At 41.2% G+C, this 16,427-nt stretch carries 17 protein-coding genes; 16 read left to right on the forward strand and 1 reads right to left on the reverse strand.

Annotated elements, in window-relative coordinates:
- Positions 1-130 precede the first annotated feature (130 nt).
- From ACM0OS_RS24155 to ACM0OS_RS24180, 6 genes are all read left to right on the forward strand, one after another.
- Complete coding sequence (locus tag ACM0OS_RS24155) at positions 131-274, forward strand: hypothetical protein (protein ID WP_414545720.1); 144 nt, start codon at positions 131-133, stop codon at positions 272-274.
- 50 nt (positions 275-324) lie between these two features.
- A complete protein-coding gene (locus ACM0OS_RS24160) occupies positions 325-804 on the forward strand; it encodes an ASCH domain-containing protein (protein ID WP_414545721.1) in 480 nt (159 codons plus the stop codon).
- A complete protein-coding gene (locus ACM0OS_RS24165; RefSeq protein ID WP_414545722.1) occupies positions 801-2,216 on the forward strand; it encodes a DNA cytosine methyltransferase in 1,416 nt (471 codons plus the stop codon). Before ACM0OS_RS24160 ends, ACM0OS_RS24165 begins: the two co-directional genes overlap by 4 nt.
- Entirely contained in the window at positions 2,213-2,707 is a 495-nt protein-coding gene (locus tag ACM0OS_RS24170; RefSeq protein WP_414545723.1) for a DUF1392 family protein, read from the forward strand. Before ACM0OS_RS24165 ends, ACM0OS_RS24170 begins: the two co-directional genes overlap by 4 nt.
- 1 nt (position 2,708) lies before the next feature.
- Entirely contained in the window at positions 2,709-4,064 is a 1,356-nt protein-coding gene (locus ACM0OS_RS24175; RefSeq protein ID WP_414545724.1) for a hypothetical protein, read from the forward strand.
- Positions 4,065-4,444: 380 nt separating this feature from the next.
- Positions 4,445-4,954 (forward strand): hypothetical protein, encoded by a 510-nt coding sequence (locus tag ACM0OS_RS24180; RefSeq protein ID WP_414545725.1) that lies wholly within the window; start codon positions 4,445-4,447, stop codon positions 4,952-4,954.
- 433 nt (positions 4,955-5,387) lie between these two features.
- Here the strand turns inward: ACM0OS_RS24180 and ACM0OS_RS24185 are convergent, their stop codons facing one another.
- Positions 5,388-5,609, reverse strand: coding sequence for a hypothetical protein (locus tag ACM0OS_RS24185; protein WP_414545726.1), 222 nt, complete (start codon positions 5,607-5,609; stop codon positions 5,388-5,390).
- A 54-nt stretch (positions 5,610-5,663) separates the two neighbouring features.
- Here ACM0OS_RS24185 and ACM0OS_RS24190 point away from each other — a divergent pair, with 54 nt between their 5' ends.
- The 10 genes from ACM0OS_RS24190 to ACM0OS_RS24235 form a co-directional block, all read left to right on the forward strand.
- Positions 5,664-6,086, forward strand: a complete 423-nt coding sequence (locus ACM0OS_RS24190) for a hypothetical protein (RefSeq protein ID WP_414545727.1) — start codon at positions 5,664-5,666, stop codon at positions 6,084-6,086.
- Between the two features lie 192 nt (positions 6,087-6,278).
- On the forward strand, positions 6,279-6,851 hold the full coding sequence (locus ACM0OS_RS24195) for a hypothetical protein (RefSeq protein ID WP_414545728.1): 573 nt from the start codon (positions 6,279-6,281) through the stop codon (positions 6,849-6,851).
- Positions 6,852-6,963: 112 nt separating this feature from the next.
- Complete coding sequence (locus ACM0OS_RS24200) at positions 6,964-7,293, forward strand: hypothetical protein (protein WP_414545729.1); 330 nt, start codon at positions 6,964-6,966, stop codon at positions 7,291-7,293.
- A gap of 4 nt (positions 7,294-7,297) precedes the next feature.
- Positions 7,298-10,111, forward strand: a complete 2,814-nt coding sequence (locus ACM0OS_RS24205; RefSeq protein WP_414545730.1) for a hypothetical protein — start codon at positions 7,298-7,300, stop codon at positions 10,109-10,111.
- Position 10,112: 1 nt separating this feature from the next.
- Positions 10,113-10,829 (forward strand): hypothetical protein, encoded by a 717-nt coding sequence (locus ACM0OS_RS24210; protein ID WP_414545731.1) that lies wholly within the window; start codon positions 10,113-10,115, stop codon positions 10,827-10,829.
- 19 nt (positions 10,830-10,848) lie between these two features.
- Positions 10,849-11,958 (forward strand): hypothetical protein, encoded by a 1,110-nt coding sequence (locus ACM0OS_RS24215; RefSeq protein ID WP_414545732.1) that lies wholly within the window; start codon positions 10,849-10,851, stop codon positions 11,956-11,958.
- Between the two features lie 104 nt (positions 11,959-12,062).
- On the forward strand, positions 12,063-12,851 hold the full coding sequence (locus ACM0OS_RS24220; RefSeq protein ID WP_414545733.1) for a hypothetical protein: 789 nt from the start codon (positions 12,063-12,065) through the stop codon (positions 12,849-12,851).
- On the forward strand, positions 12,848-14,437 hold the full coding sequence (locus ACM0OS_RS24225) for a TrbI/VirB10 family protein (protein WP_414545734.1): 1,590 nt from the start codon (positions 12,848-12,850) through the stop codon (positions 14,435-14,437). The genes ACM0OS_RS24220 and ACM0OS_RS24225 overlap by 4 nt, the downstream gene beginning before the upstream one ends.
- A complete protein-coding gene (locus ACM0OS_RS24230) occupies positions 14,437-15,180 on the forward strand; it encodes a hypothetical protein (protein ID WP_414545735.1) in 744 nt (247 codons plus the stop codon). The genes ACM0OS_RS24225 and ACM0OS_RS24230 overlap by 1 nt, the downstream gene beginning before the upstream one ends.
- A 73-nt stretch (positions 15,181-15,253) precedes the next feature.
- A partial coding sequence (locus tag ACM0OS_RS24235) for a hypothetical protein (RefSeq protein ID WP_414545736.1) occupies positions 15,254-16,427 on the forward strand: 1,174 nt, incomplete at its 3' end.

Here is a 16,427-nt window from a genome sequence, read left to right on the forward strand (position 1 = left end):
TGTTACTGTTTTTTCAACTTGAGACTCCAAAAAGTTTTCTGCACCACTAAGCTCTACACCCTCTAAATCTAACTTTCATCAACAAATAAAGACCTACCATTATCAGCTTCAGGAAAATATAAACAGCAAGATGAAAGCAGAAATTAAGCTTTTGTTAGTGGCGCTTTCTGCATCTGGCTTACCACATTACGACAGAGCTTTTTTAGCTTCAAAAATTTTAAACCTCTTGTCAGAACATATAAATTCTCAACATGAAACTGTAGGAGAATTTTGAATTGATAATGCGCGAATTTTGAATTGTTTTGACCCTTTCACTAAAAATTTATGACTACCACAATCATTAAAGCTATTACCCTTCACCAACCTTGGGCCTCTCTCGTTCCAATGGGACTAAAGAAGTACGAGACTCGTTCTTGGGCTACCAGCTACACTGGCCCGTTGTTAATCTGCGCTGCTAAAAAAACCAGCAGAGAACAAAAGCTGCATCATCAATATTTCCTTAACAAGTATCAACAAATACTTACCACAACTGACAACTACATAGAATGGGACGATTTGCCTTTTGGTTGTGCAGTGGCTCTGGTTAACCTGACTGACTGCATACGCATGACTCCCGCATTCATCAGCGAACAGCCGCAAACCGAGCTAGATACTGGGGACTGGCGAGTAGGTAGATTTGCTTGGCAGATGGACAACATCAGGCGGATTGTGCCTGCAATTCCTATTGTTGGTAAGCAGGGATTGTTTGATGCTGAGGTTGAGCTACCAGAACAATTAGAACCGATACTCAGGGTTAAGTCATGACTAAAACTCTGGTCGCTACTGCTGATTTAAGTGAGTCTACAAATATTGTGTCATCTGAGACACCCGAAAAATTCTTAGAGAAAGGACTGCAATCACCAGAAAACGTATCAGTTGGATGCCTCTACCCGTACCTTGAAAGCAAAAAGCTACAAGACGGTTCAACAGTTTTTTACCCGCGAGTTGTCGGTGAGCGTGACCCGAACAACGCAAAACATTGGCGCTGGGGGTTCAATTGGAAAGAGAAGTGCGATTCAGTCTGGAAGGGTCGCAGTATCGGCTCAATTCCTTGTGGCGCAGTTCCAATGATTCGGGAACTGCAACGCCAGGGGGCGGCAAGAGAGGATATTGTTGCTTTCATCAAAAGAGCGAAAACCAAAAGTCCAAGTAAACCAAAGCTTCCAGGCAATGCACCAATCGCTGTTGTACTATTCGCCGGGGGTGGTGGTGTAGAAGCTGGGATGGTGAGTGCGGGTATTCGTCCGGCGATCGCGGTGGAGCATGACACAACCAAGCCAAAACTCAGTCACGCGATCGCTTCGGTTCATGAACGCAACTTTTCTGAGTACGGCTGCAAAATCATCCAGCAAACAGTACAGGAAGTAGCACGCTCAGGATTCCAAAGTTTTCCCCAAAGTCCCGATTATCTTCACGCTTCCCCGGTGTGCGCTAACTTCAGCCAAGCCCACACAGCCAAAGCAGGGATTGCTCTGGAGACTCCAGATGATTTATCGGCAGCCCAAGCAGTAGCGGCAGCTATCCGACAGTTGCGACCACGGGTATTTACTCTCGAAAATGTACCCCGCTATCTCAGTAGCCAGAGTTTCGCCATTATCCTCAACGCTCTTGAATCGCTGGGCTACAACGTGAATTACAGCGTTGTCAACATGGCTGATTATGGACTACCCCAGGCGCGGAAACGTTTGGTCTTGTTGGCCTGCCAAGATACAACTCTCACGTTACCACCCACATCTAAACAAGTTGGTTGGTATGCGGCCATTGCACACCTCATCCCCGCGATGCCCGACTCCCAACTGCTGCCCAGGCAACAGCAAGCTTTAAGCCAGTTTCTTGCAACCAATGAACCTACACCACTTTTGATTGAGCGAGTTGGGGGACGCAAATTAACTAAATACAAACCGGGACATCTGCCAGCAAACACCATACTACGATCGCATTTCACAGACCACAAAGGGTGCAACCGGAATAAATTCGCTGACATCTGGCTCCCCGATGGCACTGTCAAATCTCTGTCCATTGAAGCAGCAGCAATTTTGCAAGGTTTTCCTTCTTGGTACGAGTTCCCACCCCAAACTGCCACGGCTGGGTCAATCATCGGCTATTCTGTCCCGCCTACTTTTGCTAGTCAATTATTCGCACATATACAACAACAGTTATCAGGAGCAATCGCATGAATAACATCGTTAACTCTTTGGAAACCTGTTGGTATATCTCCTCTCCCTGGGGCAAAGATATCCCGCCGATGGTCATCTGTTTGCTGGAGCGGGTTTACTTGCCCAAGCTGAATGCTTACGGGTATTGCTGCGGGGTCGAGTGGGTGAACAATGGCTGGTACTATTCAATTGCTCTCCAAAATGAAATTGTTCTGGCTTCTGGGATTGAAATTATCCCCACTGGGCAACTGCAATCTGTAGCAGCTGAAAAGCCTGTGTTCATGGTGGGTGAATTGGTCAACTTTCGTTTTGGTGATCATGCTGCCAAAATTCGCACCGTTTTGGGGTTACAGATGATCAACGGTTCTTGTTTTTACGGTATCGAGTGGAGATCCCCTGCGTTGCAACAGCCAAATGAGCCAACTATCTGTATATTTCCGAAGTCTTCCGCAAAACACAAATTTGTCAGTCGTCTTGCTTGGATCACTGATTTTGATTTAACAGGAGTGTAACATGACAATTCACACTTCATACTACAAAGGTGCAATCAAGGGGGAGGCTGTCTCGATTTCCCTTTACCCGCCCCCCGCATGGAACGGCAAGCACCTTCCCCTGTTCGCCCCCACTCCCGAATTACTCTCCTGGTGGAAGTCCTCCGCGAAAGATACCGCCGCACAACAGGAATACAAGCGACAGTTCCGCGATATTCTGGACTCCCGGCAGCAGCTGATTCAGGTTTGGGTGGACAAGCACAAGGACAACCCACAAGACATGACGTTGTGCTGCTTCGAGAAAACTGGGGATTTCTGCCACAGGCATCAGGTTGGAGAAGAAGTAGTACAAAAATACTTGCCTGAACTTTGGGGTGGGGAAATCGGCACTGTTGGCCACAAGAGGCAAAGGGAAAAGGAGCAGGGAGCAGGGGACAGGGGGAAAACTTCTCCTCAATTCTCCCCGCACCCTGCCACAATTCCTCTTTTTGACCGCAAACCTGTCCACCCTGCCACGTATCCGCGAAGAGTTCTCACCCTGATCGAACAATGCCACAAATCTGGATATCCTGTGGTTTGCGATCGCTTACCTTGTGGCTATTATCGGGTTTCTCTGCGCGGAGAAGATTTAGGCGAATGGTCAGAATTGGGAGTGCTAGGAGTGCTTTCGGGGTTATGCCATGAGTTCTATCGTGGGCGCTTGCTTCCGTCGTTGGCTACTGTTGCTGCTGATGAAAAAAACGCGACGGCTGATGTTGCAGTTTTACAGCCTGTTGCCGCACAACCTGAATCCACCAGTTTGATTACACGACTGGGCAAGTTGGAAGAGGAGGAATTAGCCCAAATTCAGGATTGGTGCAAATCTATCAAAAACCAGATGTTTCCCTCAGTGTCGCAATATGCCGATGGTCGTCTGGAACTACATCTGCGGCGTTTCGTTAGTTTGGCTAGTGCTAAATCTGGTAAGAAAGCTGAAGTTAAGTTGATTGAGCCAGGGCGTTATGCCGGCGCAGAGATGATTGAGGCTTTAGGCGAGAAGCTGCTGCCGGATTTTCACCAAGCGCTCGTTTTATTTTACCCGGCTGGGACACAAATCAAAGTACATCGGGATTCGCCAGCCTATGCTTCGGGGGCAGCGCAAATCAACATATCTGGCCGGGCGCGGTTCTCTATCTCCGGGTGTCAGGATACTCGCAGGATGGAATCGTACTGGCTGGAGGAAGGCGATTGTATTGCTTTTGACAACAAGCAGCCGCATTGTATTGATCGGGTGTTGAGCGATAGGTGGTGTGTGTGCTTCTTCAGGCTCAAGGCAGAGTGTTTGCAGGGGGCTGAGGTTGGTATTGAGCCGAAATATGACCAAAAACCTGTAATATGATCTCAAAATGCTTGATTTTTCGTTTTGAATAACGGCTTTTTTGACTCGGAAGTAATAATTCCTCAAAACCAGACAGGTCAAGGGTTTCCAGCCCATCTTGCAGAGAATTACTCACATCTCGGCTCAATATCAACACTACAAACTTCTGATTTTTCCCACATTTCCTTGATTGATTTCCAGCCAACTGCATAAAAATAATATTTTTGACATAAAGTTAACTGAGGCAAATTTGTTGAGGCAAGTTCCTAATTATTTTGTGAACAATATCTCATATAAATTAATTAATTAATTTTGCCTACTTCCACCTGGTTGAATTATAAATACTATTTCAACCATAGTTATTGTGTAAACAATTATTCACTACAAGAGAGGGCGCGAACATGCTAGAAACTGCAAAAAAAATTGGCAGAATGGTTTTATGTATTGCAAGTGTAAGTTTCATAGCCACACCTGCATTCGCTGGCGAATTTATGTTTGATTTCATTGAGAGCAATACAGGTAAATCATATGGAAGTATGAGATTGAAATTCACAGAGCCAGAAAACTTTATTTACGAAAAATGTTTTAGTAATTTTCGTCAAGGAGAGTTTGAATTTAACTTAGGCTTTGATTTAAATGGTGAAAATATAAATTTTGAAGAAGGAAACTTAAATAATGATATTTGCTTACATTCTGCCAGAAGCTGGAAACAAGAGAAAAATTCTTTAAACGGCCAAATTATTGATGAAAACACATCTGCATCTCTAAACTTCTCATCCAGTCCAGGTGAAATTACTACCTGGTCAGTGTCTGTTCCAGAAGATAATTGTCCTGGTAAAAAAGAATGCGAAAAAGTTTTGAGGGAAAGAGTTTTAGCTGAAGGAGAAGTCCTAATTCGTAGAATTGAATAAACTCCATAATACCAATTCACATTGGTATTGAGCGAATGGCACGCTTGTTATCGGCAAATCCAATATTCATAAGGCTTTTGGGTGTGGGGTGTAGTGGCGTAAAGCCAAGTGCGGGCATATAGCTGCGCTTACCGAGTGGCTCGTTGCGTAGCAAAGAAGTTTATTAATGTTCGCACTTGTTTTTAATTTTCTTGATTTTTTCTCTACACCCGACACGCTACACCCTACCCCATGCCCTGACTAGGTTTCACATTTTCTTAGTGCCATTCATCTTTAGCGTTCGGCTTGGGGTAGTGGGTGTACTTCGGCTCAATTGCTTTTCCTAGTGATATCAATTATTTCCACTACTATAGGACTGTACAATTTTGAGTGGTTTTTGAACAGTACTTGTTTAGCTAAAACTGTGCCTCATCCCAGCAAACACTGCCGTTGATCACAATTCATCCCGCAACCAATCCATCCCCGTTTTCATTGCCGCCCCAGCAGTATAGTACAACTTCTGTTCTCCGAAGATACCCCCAGTGCGGCTGATGATGCGAAACTGCCAGCATTTTTCCGCTGTATAGAAGACTATCAGGACGTTCCCATTAATACAAATAACTTCCTTAATTTTAATTTGCAACATTTCTAGCACCAGTTTTTTTTCGGCAAGCACAGTTGTACAACTTCCTGTGCAAAATATCCACATTCTGTTTGAATAACAGCTATAATGCACTACAAAGAAGCCGAAAAAGCCGCACGGATAAGGCTGGTTCCTGTCGAGGGAAACGAGCTTGCACTCTTGCCTCTAGGAAATTTCTCAACTCAAGGCTGTTCTTATGTTCAGCCTTGGAATTTCTACGGCGTTCATATAATGCTCGTAGATGGCTATATTGCCAGGATTGATATCAAAAACTCATACACTAAAACTGACAAAGGTATTACTTATTATAGTTCTCCCGCTGATGTCAAAGGATATTACGGAAAAAACTCACAGATAACTACTAGCAAAAAGGGATCGGAAAAAGTCACGTTCAAACCACCCGAAGCCCCAAATCATCGTCTGGTTTTTCACTCTAATGCCTTAACTCTTCATCGTTTTAGTATTGGCAGGTTGCCCGAAATTGAACCTGAAGAAAACGGCTGTTTGTAAACAACATTACGAATTGTTAATTTTTTGATTTTTTTAGCTCTCAAATCAAGGGTCTTTAACGAGAGAATCAGGGTTTGAGAGCCAATAGACCTACTTTAGTTTGAGATGAATATCGTAATAAAGTTGATTGCTTTTTAAAAGGCAGAAAGTTCATAGTAGTGGCATACGATTTCCGAACAAACACGGAGCAATATGCAGACTTACTGTGAACAAGACCAAGTAGCGGCACTTCCCGCCCCCAGCAATAAAGCAGCAGAAAACGGCACCATAGCAATGATGGTTGTTGCTGGTGGGCTAATGATTGTAGAAATGTCAGTACACCATATTCTCATGGGTGCGTTTACGATCTTGGCAGCAATCATCGTGGCGTTACCAAAACAATCTCAAGCATTGCTGACCAATTTTGAAAAATTACAGCGTAAATATGGCGTTAATCTTTACGCTATTTTATTTGCAATATTGACAGTTGTTTTTGTTTTGGATTTTGCTTCTGCACCTGCAAATGCTCAGTTTTTCCAGAATGCTCAAGTATGGATGCAAACGGCATTTGGCGGTGCTAATAATGCTCAAACACAGCAAGTAATTGACCTCTTTTTCAACGTACTCCGAGGCTTATTCTTACTATATGTAGGTGTGGCTCTAGTACAGATTATACAAGCTGCCCGTAACGATGAAGATTGGAAGAATTTAGCGCGAACACCATTGATTATCGTACTAGCTGTATTTGTAGGCGATTTGATTACTGGACTCTTAGTTGGAGCTTAAGTACTAATCAGAATTTAAGAGTCGGAAGTATATGATTCACAACCATTAAGAGAGAAAATATATACCCCTCACTTCCGATTTTCTATTTCCAACTTCGAGCGCAATAAATAAGATGACTAAACCTGAAAAGAAATTTCGCACAGTTAATACAATTTTGGGTGAAAGTCCCAGGCTTGGCCCTTTCCCGGCCGATCAGATTTTTCCTTGGGCTGGCATTATTATAACCAGCATATTCATCTTTCATTATCTACTAGATACTGGTTGGTTAGCTACAGGATTGATTGCCGCTTGGGGATGCGCTACATGGTGGGTTTTATCTTCCAATAAAAGTTTTTTTGGGAAATTTGTCGGCGCACCTCGAATTAGTAGAGGATATATGCCTTTTTCTTCTTTAGCTAATCGTCCCACCCATTTCAGTAAAAAACGTAAATCTCCAAAATAAGCCAATGTCTCAAGTTAAAAAACAAAAAATTGGCAAGAAATCTTTAGAGCCTACACAAGTTTCAGTTGTGAAAACACTGACCCCGTTTGAAGATATTATTCATCTGGCTGGAGTTTGTGAAATTAATTTGGGTGGCAGAAAAGGTGTAGGTGCATTAATCCTCAAAAAAGATGAAGATATTCAAATCAAATTCTGTTTTGATTGTGTGGGGGTTCACCCTAATCTCCCCTCGGAGCAAATATTCCCAATCTTTAACAGTATCGAAAGCGGCTTAAAAGAAATCCCCGAAGATGAATCATTAACTATTCATTTTGGCTCATTTACAGATGATTTTGATAGACAGCTAGAACTGAAGCATATTGAATCTACTTGTAGAATTGAACAACTTAAATTATTGATACGTAGTGAGAGATTACGCATTAAAGATTTGACTAAAGATGGTATACGTAAAAATAAGTTTCTGAGATTATGGTGTACTTATACCGTATCTGCTGATGACCAAAAAACTACTGACTATGTAGAATCCAGTATTAAAAAAATTCAAAAATTATGGCATCAATTTACTGGAGAAATCCACCAAAAGAACAATAATCGTATTGAAAATATTCTGCATAATGCTTTTACAGAAGGGTTTCAGCTTTGGGAGCAAATTATCAGCAATAAGATGAAGCTCAGTGTTAAAGCTCTTAGTGCTGAAGATATTTGGTCAATTCTGTGGAAGCAATTTAACAACAGTGACCCTACTGCTATCCCTAATCCTTTACAAATTTCTCATGATGGCTTAACTGAAACTCAAACCAGTGATTTTCATGTCAGACATCACCTCATGGAAAATGAAAAATCTGTCCCCTTCTTTGATAGAAAATGGATAAAAATTCAAGATAAATATGTAGGAACACTCAATTTTAGCCATAAACCAGGCGGCTGGGTAGATGAACATTCTCAACTTCGATATTTGTGGGAGGTAATCTCACGAGAAAGTATTTCTGATACAGAAGTATTTTGTCAACTTACTAGGGCTAATCAAGCTATCACTAAAAGTAACTTACAGAGATTAACTAAGCAATCAATTACCTCCACCACAATTTCAAGTAAGGGGGGTGGTATTGATGTTAAGGCGGGCATGAACATCGAAGAATCTGTAGAAGCACAAAAAACCATCTACAAAGGTAGTTTAGTGCTTCATACCGCAGTGGTTTTTCTTGTCCACAGAAATACTAGACGTGAACTAGATGATGCTTGCCGTTATCTTGCTAGTTGCTTTCTTAGACCGGCTGCGGTGGAACGGGAAATCGAGTATGCCTGGAAAATATGGTTGCAGTGTTGCCCTTTTGTTTGGGAGGGACTACTCACTAAGCCATTTAACCGCCGACTACCATATTTTGCTTCCGAAGTTCCCGGACTCATGCCTCTAATTCGCACTGCCACAGGCGATCGCAATGGGTTTGAATTAATAGCCGAGGAAGGCGGCACACCTGTTCACCTGGACTTATACAGCAGCCACAAAAACTTAGCAGTCTTTGGTGCTACTCGCTCTGGTAAATCTGTACTGGTTGCCGGGATTCTCACACCAGCGATCGCACAAGGTATTCCTGTAGTCGCCCTGGATTATCCAAAACCAGATGGTACTAGCACTTTTACAGACTACACCAATTTATTGGGCAAAGACGGCGCATATTTTGACATTACCAAAGAATCAAATAATTTGTTTGAATTGCCAGACTTGCGGGGCATGGATGAAGAAATTATCAAAGAAAGATTGACTGATTTTAAGGAGTTTATTAAATCAGTTCTTATGACCATGATCATTGGCACTAATGCTATTGGTGTGAGTACTTCCATGCTGTCTAATATTGAGAGCATTGTCACTCTGGCGTTAGAAACATTTTTCAATGAAGACGATATTAAATTAAGGTACAAAGCGGCATTAGAAGCTGGGGTAGGAACACCAGAATGGCAAGATACCCCTACACTGAATGATTTTTATAATTACTGTTCACCTGGATATATCAAATTAGATTCCATTGCCAACAACAGCAAAGAAGTATTAGGAGCTTTAGAGCAAATTAGATTGAGATTGAAATTTTGGTTAAACACTAGAGTGGGACAATCAATATCTAAACCTTCTAGTTTTCGCACAGATGCCAAATTATTAGTATTTGCTCTCAGAAATTTAGCTTCAGAAGCAGACGCAGCAATATTAGCTTTGAGTGCTTATGCCGCAGCTTTACGTCGGGCTTTATCTTCCAAAGCCAGTATTTTCTTTTTAGATGAAGCCCCGATTTTATTTCAGTTTGAATCGATTGCGGAATTGATTGGCAGATTATGCGCTAACGGTGCAAAGGCTGGAATTAGGGTCATACTTTCTGCTCAGGAACCTGAGAGCATCTATCAAAGTAAAGCTGCACCCAAAATATTTGCTAACTTGACTACTCGTTTAGTCGGCAGAATTCAAACATCAGCTATTGACCCATTTGTGGAACGCTTCAAATATCCTTATGAAATCATTCAGGTCAATAGCACCGAAGCTTTTTATCCCAAAAAGGAGGGCATTTATTCACAGTGGTTACTTGATGATAACGGTAAACTTACTTTTTGTCGTTACTACCCAGCACATTGCTTATTAGCCTCAGTTGCGAATAATCCAGATGAGCAAGAATTACGTACTCTTTTCCTCAATCAATACAAAAATAATCCCTTATTAGGATTATTTAAGTTTTCTGAAGATTACATCAGAATGATTCGGGGAGAAGAATTATCACAAGAAGCTCAAGATTTATTAACTAGTCAATTATCAAAATTACACATTGTGGCGTAATATGACCAAAATAAGTAAAAACAAAAAAGTTGCTATAGGTATTGCTTTTACTATTAGCAGTTTCCTATTAGTTACTCCTAGCTATGGATTTAACTTAGGCAATTTTCTCGGCTCGATATTTGAGGAAGTCAAGGGTGAACTAGAAATCATTCAAAATTTAGCCCTGACTGAAATTGAGAATACGTGGGAGGGAATAAGAGAAGATGCCAAGTTAGCTATTAATAATAATGTGGGCGAAATGGGAGCGCCCGACCCTATTAAATCCAGCAACGAATTAAAAAGAAGATTGGCTGAGGATTTATCTTTACCTGTCGCCAAAGAAAAAGCAAATGACTTGGAGCGTGAATTAAATAGGGCATCAATTTCGGCTGTTATCGGACTCGAAGGGCAACAAGAAACTGCCAGAAAAATTCAACAAACGACTCTCACTGCCCAAGAAGCTTATACCCTAGCGGAACAGGCACAGGGTATGGATGCTACTCAAAACATTCTCAAGGTCATGGCGGGACAGAACGCACAAATAGTTTCGATGCTAGCCCAGCAGCGCACAGACTCGCTCACAGCGCGACAAGATACAGCACAAACTAATTTGATGCTTAATCAAATTGCTGAAAACCTTTCCAATCAACGTAAATCTGATGATTTACAAAGAATAGGGATCAATTCAATGAATCATGAATTAATTGGGCTGTTAAGGCTAGATCCTAGTTTTAAATAAAAATAAACGCGAGGTAAAAATGCTATCAATATTGGCTTTTAGTGGTGGTGATTTACTGACTAATGCCCACAATTCAGCCGAAGCAATTTCTAATGGCTTTGATGAACTGTGGAGAGAAACTCTTGCAGGTGGGGTCTATTCCGCTATGTGCAATTTAGGGCTTATGTTTGCTGTTTCGACATTTATTTTCTTCATGGTCGAATGGACAAAACAAATGTTGAATGGTGAAGAACAGAGGGCTATTACAGATTTTATTTGGGTTTTGGTTGTCGTAGTGCTACTTGCCAATAATGGACAACTTTTAGGTCAAGGAACACTAGCCCTCAGAAACATGATTAATAATACTAATAATTTAGTTTTAAAAGAGGCTGCTCAAGAAGCTGACTTAAGAGAAGCTTTTCAAAGAGCTTTAGGAGATGAAGCTACTCGTATGGTTATTAAAGGAGAAATAGAACAATGTCAAATTTCTTCTTTAACTTCAGAAGATGCGATCTCTTGCCTGGAAGATGCCAGAGAAATGCTGCAAAACGAGTACCCAGGTTATTTTACCGGAGTAACTGGAATATTCAAAGGAGCAATTGAAAATTTAGATAGAATTATTAGAGCGCCAATGGATGCAATTGAAGGCAAAGCCAATCCATTGCAAGTATTATTTTCTCCCTTTAGCGCCATTATCGGCAATAACATCAGAGAACTGACAACCTACTTATTACTAGGACTAAGTGGAGCATATCAGTGGGGCATAGAACTAACAATGCTGATTACTGCACTTCTGGGGCCGATTGCAGTAGGTGGTTCTTTATTACCCTATGGAGCTAGACCGATTTTTGCTTGGTTAACTGGATTTTTCAGTGTCGGCATAGCTAAATTATCTTTCAATCTAATTTCTGGATTTGCTGCCCAATTAATGGTCAATTCTAGAGCAGATCAGCCGTTATTTTTTCTATTTGTGATTGCTATTATTGCCCCATTTTTAGCAACTGGATTAGCTGCTGGTGGCGGATTAGCTGTACTCCAGCAAATCAATAAAGCAGGCGAATTTTATAGTTCTGTTGCTATTAACTTTGGCAGTATGGCTTTGACAAAAGGAGCCGCAGTCGCAGCTAGAAAAATTCAACCAAGTGAGTAAACTAGGGGCATCAAAACAATTCAAAATGCAAAATTATTAATTCAAAATTATTTATTCTTCATTTTGAATTTTGAATTTTAAAAACCCCTGCCCCCTAAATTAAAATGTTACAAACTAAAAAACCTCAAAAGCCCCAAAAAGAACCTCTTAAACTCCTCAGCTATGGAGATTCTGTCACCACCAAATTCGGCATCATCACTTTAGCAGCCTTTGGGTTTGCTGTGCTTTCGTTGTTAATTCAATTAGTGAACTATGGTGCGATTAGAAGATTAAATAATCAACAAATTCCTACACTCATTCAGTTATCATCAGGGGAAACAATTGATGCTAAGGCTGTTGCTTCTACAGAACGTTCTAATGAAGTAATTAAGAAATTCGTATCAGATACTTTCATTAGAATGTTTAGCTGGGACGGACTTGTACAAACCTTTAATGAACGAGGAGAACCTATCACTAAGCCTGATGAGGGAATCTCTATAAAAGATGGTCGCAATAAGGTGACTGCCAAAGCCTATGATGCTGCATTTGCAATTACAGAGCGAGAAGATTTTCGGGGAGCATTTCTCCGCAAGTTGGCAGAAATGACCCCAGATGGCGTGTTCAATGGCAGTTCACAAGTTTCCCTCATCCCCCGATTCATCTCCGAACCTCGTAAACTTCGAGATGGTAGATGGGAAGTTGATTTAATTGCGACTTTGGTTACTTTTTCTCGCAATAATAATGCTGGTGAAGGAATTGCCTTTAATAAAACTATTACTGTGGAAGCAGTCACTACACCTCAGAATTTCCCCAATGGCACTACTGAATTAGCTAGAAAAATTTATCAAGCGCGTAAATCTGGACTAGAGATTACGCAAATTGTTGATTTAGATTTGAGTAACAGAAACAAATGAGTAATCTAGATTTTCTTGAGAGTGAAAATGTATCTTCAGTAGATACAATCTTACAAATTGATGAAGATATACCTGCTGCTTCACATCCTGATAATATTGTTGATGAACTAGAGGAAGACCCCGCAGAAAATATTACACAGCATAATTTTGTCACTTCTCCTTGGACAAGGTTTGCTGTAGTTGGGCTAGTTTTTGGGTTGGGATTTTTTGTTGTCTTTCTATTTTTTAGTGGAATTTTCAATAGTAATTCCCACGCCGAAAATGATCAGCCTTCATCTCTCCCAGAAGAAACTCTTTCTCGATTAGAGAAAAATGATGGTGATGTTTACGCTCAAGCTGCCCTTGGTAGACAAGAAAATGAACTTAGAAGAATCAATAATCAACCAGTTAAAGAAGAAGACGATATTTCAAATACTTTTCCCGAACCTACTCCTGAACCATCTCCATCCCCAAAACCTCCCCCACCTGCACCCGTCAGAACTTATTCTCCCCCTCCTACTCCAGTTAGAAGTTATACCCCTCCGACTCCAGCGCGGACTGTATCAGCAATGGCAGTTACCCCGGCGCGGACTTTGCCTCCACCTCCTGCGGTTGCTCAATCAATCTTAGATCCAATTGCAGAATTGAATCGCTTGCGGAGAGTAGGGTCTTTTGGCAATATTGACTATGGCAACATAGCCTACGCCGATAATTCACCACCTCCTTCTACTCCCGTCTTTGATTCTCCGCCACCAGACAATACACCCGAAAATAGTCAGCCATTTTACTCCAATCCCAGCGATCGCTCTGGAGATGGCATTGATAGAATGCAACCTCGCTGGCATGTTGAACCAAAAAGTCAACAAAATCTAGCTGATATTAAAGTAGCTTCTGTTGGTTATTTGCCCCAGGAAGCACAAATTCTTAATGAACGCCGGCAGCGATTTTTAGTGGTAGGAGAATACGCTAGTGGTACTTTGTTGACTCCCTTAATTAAAAAGGAAGAAACTGACAAAAATAAAATACAAGAACAAACTGACGATGGCAAACGTTATGTTGCCAGACTAACTGAAGACTTGCGAGATAACTATGGTGAAATCGCAATCCCTAGCGGTACATTATTGAATTTAGCGATTCTATCTGTTGATGAGTCTCATTATACTCAAGTAGAAGTCATTTCTATCATCAAAGATAATACTGAATATCCCATCAACCAAGGCACTATCACTGTGCAAGGCGATGGTGGCAGACCTTTAATTGCCAAAAAATTCCACGATAAAGGCGGTGAAATTGCTCGTTCTGATCTCACGGTTGGCTTGGTCAGTGGATTAGGAAAAATTGGTGAAATCATCAATCAACCCGACATTCAAGATGACATTGAAGACGAATTATGGGACGGTAGAATTCGCCGCCGCACCCGCACTGATAATAGTCGCCGCAGTATTGCTGGTGCGGCTTTAGAAGGCGTTTTTGGTAGCTTGAGTGAAACTATGAGCCGTCGCGCTGAAATCGCTACTCAAGAGGCTTTACTTCGTCCCAATGTTTGGTATATTCCTGCCAATACCAAAATTACATTTATTGTCAATCGCAGTTTGGAATTACCATAATGAATAAATTAACAATTACTGGATTGGCTCTAGGTCTGTGCCTGGGTTTTACTCCTATTGCCAATGCCTCTACACCTATTGTTCGCAATTTTAAACAGTCTCAAGTTAGTGGAGATAACGCTAATCTACAAACAATTAATGTGTGGGATGGGCATGGGGTCAGCATCTCTTTTTATCAAATTGGAGAGATTATCAAGCGTGTTTGGCTTGATGACCCTTCCCAAGTCTTAGTTGATTCTGATGGCTGTTTACTGGGAATAGATACTAGATGCCAAAATCATGGTGCTGGATTAATTCACTTACGCCGAATTAATCGAGTTGATATTCCCCGATTGCCACAAACAGATGCCACTCATTTAACCATCGTTACCGAAAGTCCTGGCGGAGAAAAAAAATCTTACCACTTCCGTATTGTCCCCAGTGCTGGCAATCCTCAATATAGTCAAATCGCCATAGTTCAAGATGCTCCACCAGCACCGGAGCCACCGCCGCATATTCCATTGCAGTCTTTAAGTACAAATTTTCAATCAGCAAAAAATGTCCGGGCTGGGGTTACAGTTGCTATTAAAAATGAGTGGATGAAACCGTCGGATGAACTTCATCAAAGACTCAACAGTTTTGTCAATTATGTTACTCAAGGCGATGAAATTGAGGTAGCTGCTAATAAGGCTTCTGTTTCAATGGAACTAGTCAATAAGCTTATTGAAATTGGCATGAAGAAGGGTGTAGGGGGTAGTGTATAAGAAAAATTCTTAATTAGAAACAAGCGCGAATATTAGTGAAATACACCCTTCTTACTTCTTAAAGGACATCATCATGAAATCTGAAACACCAAAAAATATCCCCACAGTTGATATAAAACTAGAATTACCTGAAAAAAATAAAAATAAACAAACAATCTTTGACACTACACGCTATCTTTTACTTTTTGGATTGCTCGGTGGTTTGTTTATTCACGGTTTTATCAAGTATGGCATTCTCAATCAAGCAATTGGGTTTTTGATGCCCCAAGCCACTGCTCAAGTTCCAGTGATAAATTCCAATACGGGATTTATGCCTGATTGGTCAAACATGAACTTCCGCAACATGATTATTCAAGAAGATGGCAGTATCACTTATCCTAGCAACCGAGGTAATCAAACTCGTACTTGGCAAGCCGGACAAAGTATTGCTGAGTTTTTAGAATTGGGTGATTTTGAGGAATCTGATTTCAAGTTAGAAAGACTCATGCTGCTTCAAGTCAACCCTAATTGGAAGAATTTGAAACTAGCAGACTTTGATTTATTAGCATGGCAAACTTTACCAGATTTATCTAATGCTATTTTGGGACTCAAAAATAGAAATGCTGCGAGTATTCCTCCCATTCGAGACTTTTTACAGAAACTCGGTATTTCTCCCAATCAAAACATTTCTCAAGTGTTGGATAATCCTCAATTAAAAGATGTTCCTCTCTCTAAACATATCAACTTAAATCAATACAACATCGGCAGCATCCCTAACATTCACAATACACCTATTGAAAAGTTCCGAGATTGGCAAGATAGCTTAATTGATGGCGTACCCGGACTCACAGATTTACCTTGGAATAAATTACCCAATTTACCCACAGCAAACACCGCTTTTATTGGTAAAGTTGATGTGGTATTACGTGATATTGAAGCTAATCGCGTTCGCTCTATCTCTGGCAGTTATCAAGAAGGCTTTAATGTTCCCTGTCGTCAAAATAATTGCGCTCATGCAGAGATGGCTGGGGTTGGTAAAACTACTGGTGTCCAGTGGATATCTGGGAAATATCAACAAGTTAGGGGTGGTTTTGGTGTCTTAGGTTCACTCAACGGCGGAAAAGAACCTACTGGCCGTCATCCTTTTGGTTCTGGGTTTAAACAAGTTATTTGGGACATCAATGAACCTGAAGGCAGCATGACTACTGCGATGTTCCTTAGTGGTGCAGAAAACTTTTTGGAGTCTCAAGTTGAAAAAACAGTAACAC

The sequence above is a fragment of the Nostoc sp. CCY0012 genome (genome assembly GCF_963920855.1).
In the GTDB taxonomy this organism is placed as follows: domain Bacteria; phylum Cyanobacteriota; class Cyanobacteriia; order Cyanobacteriales; family Nostocaceae; genus Cyanocohniella.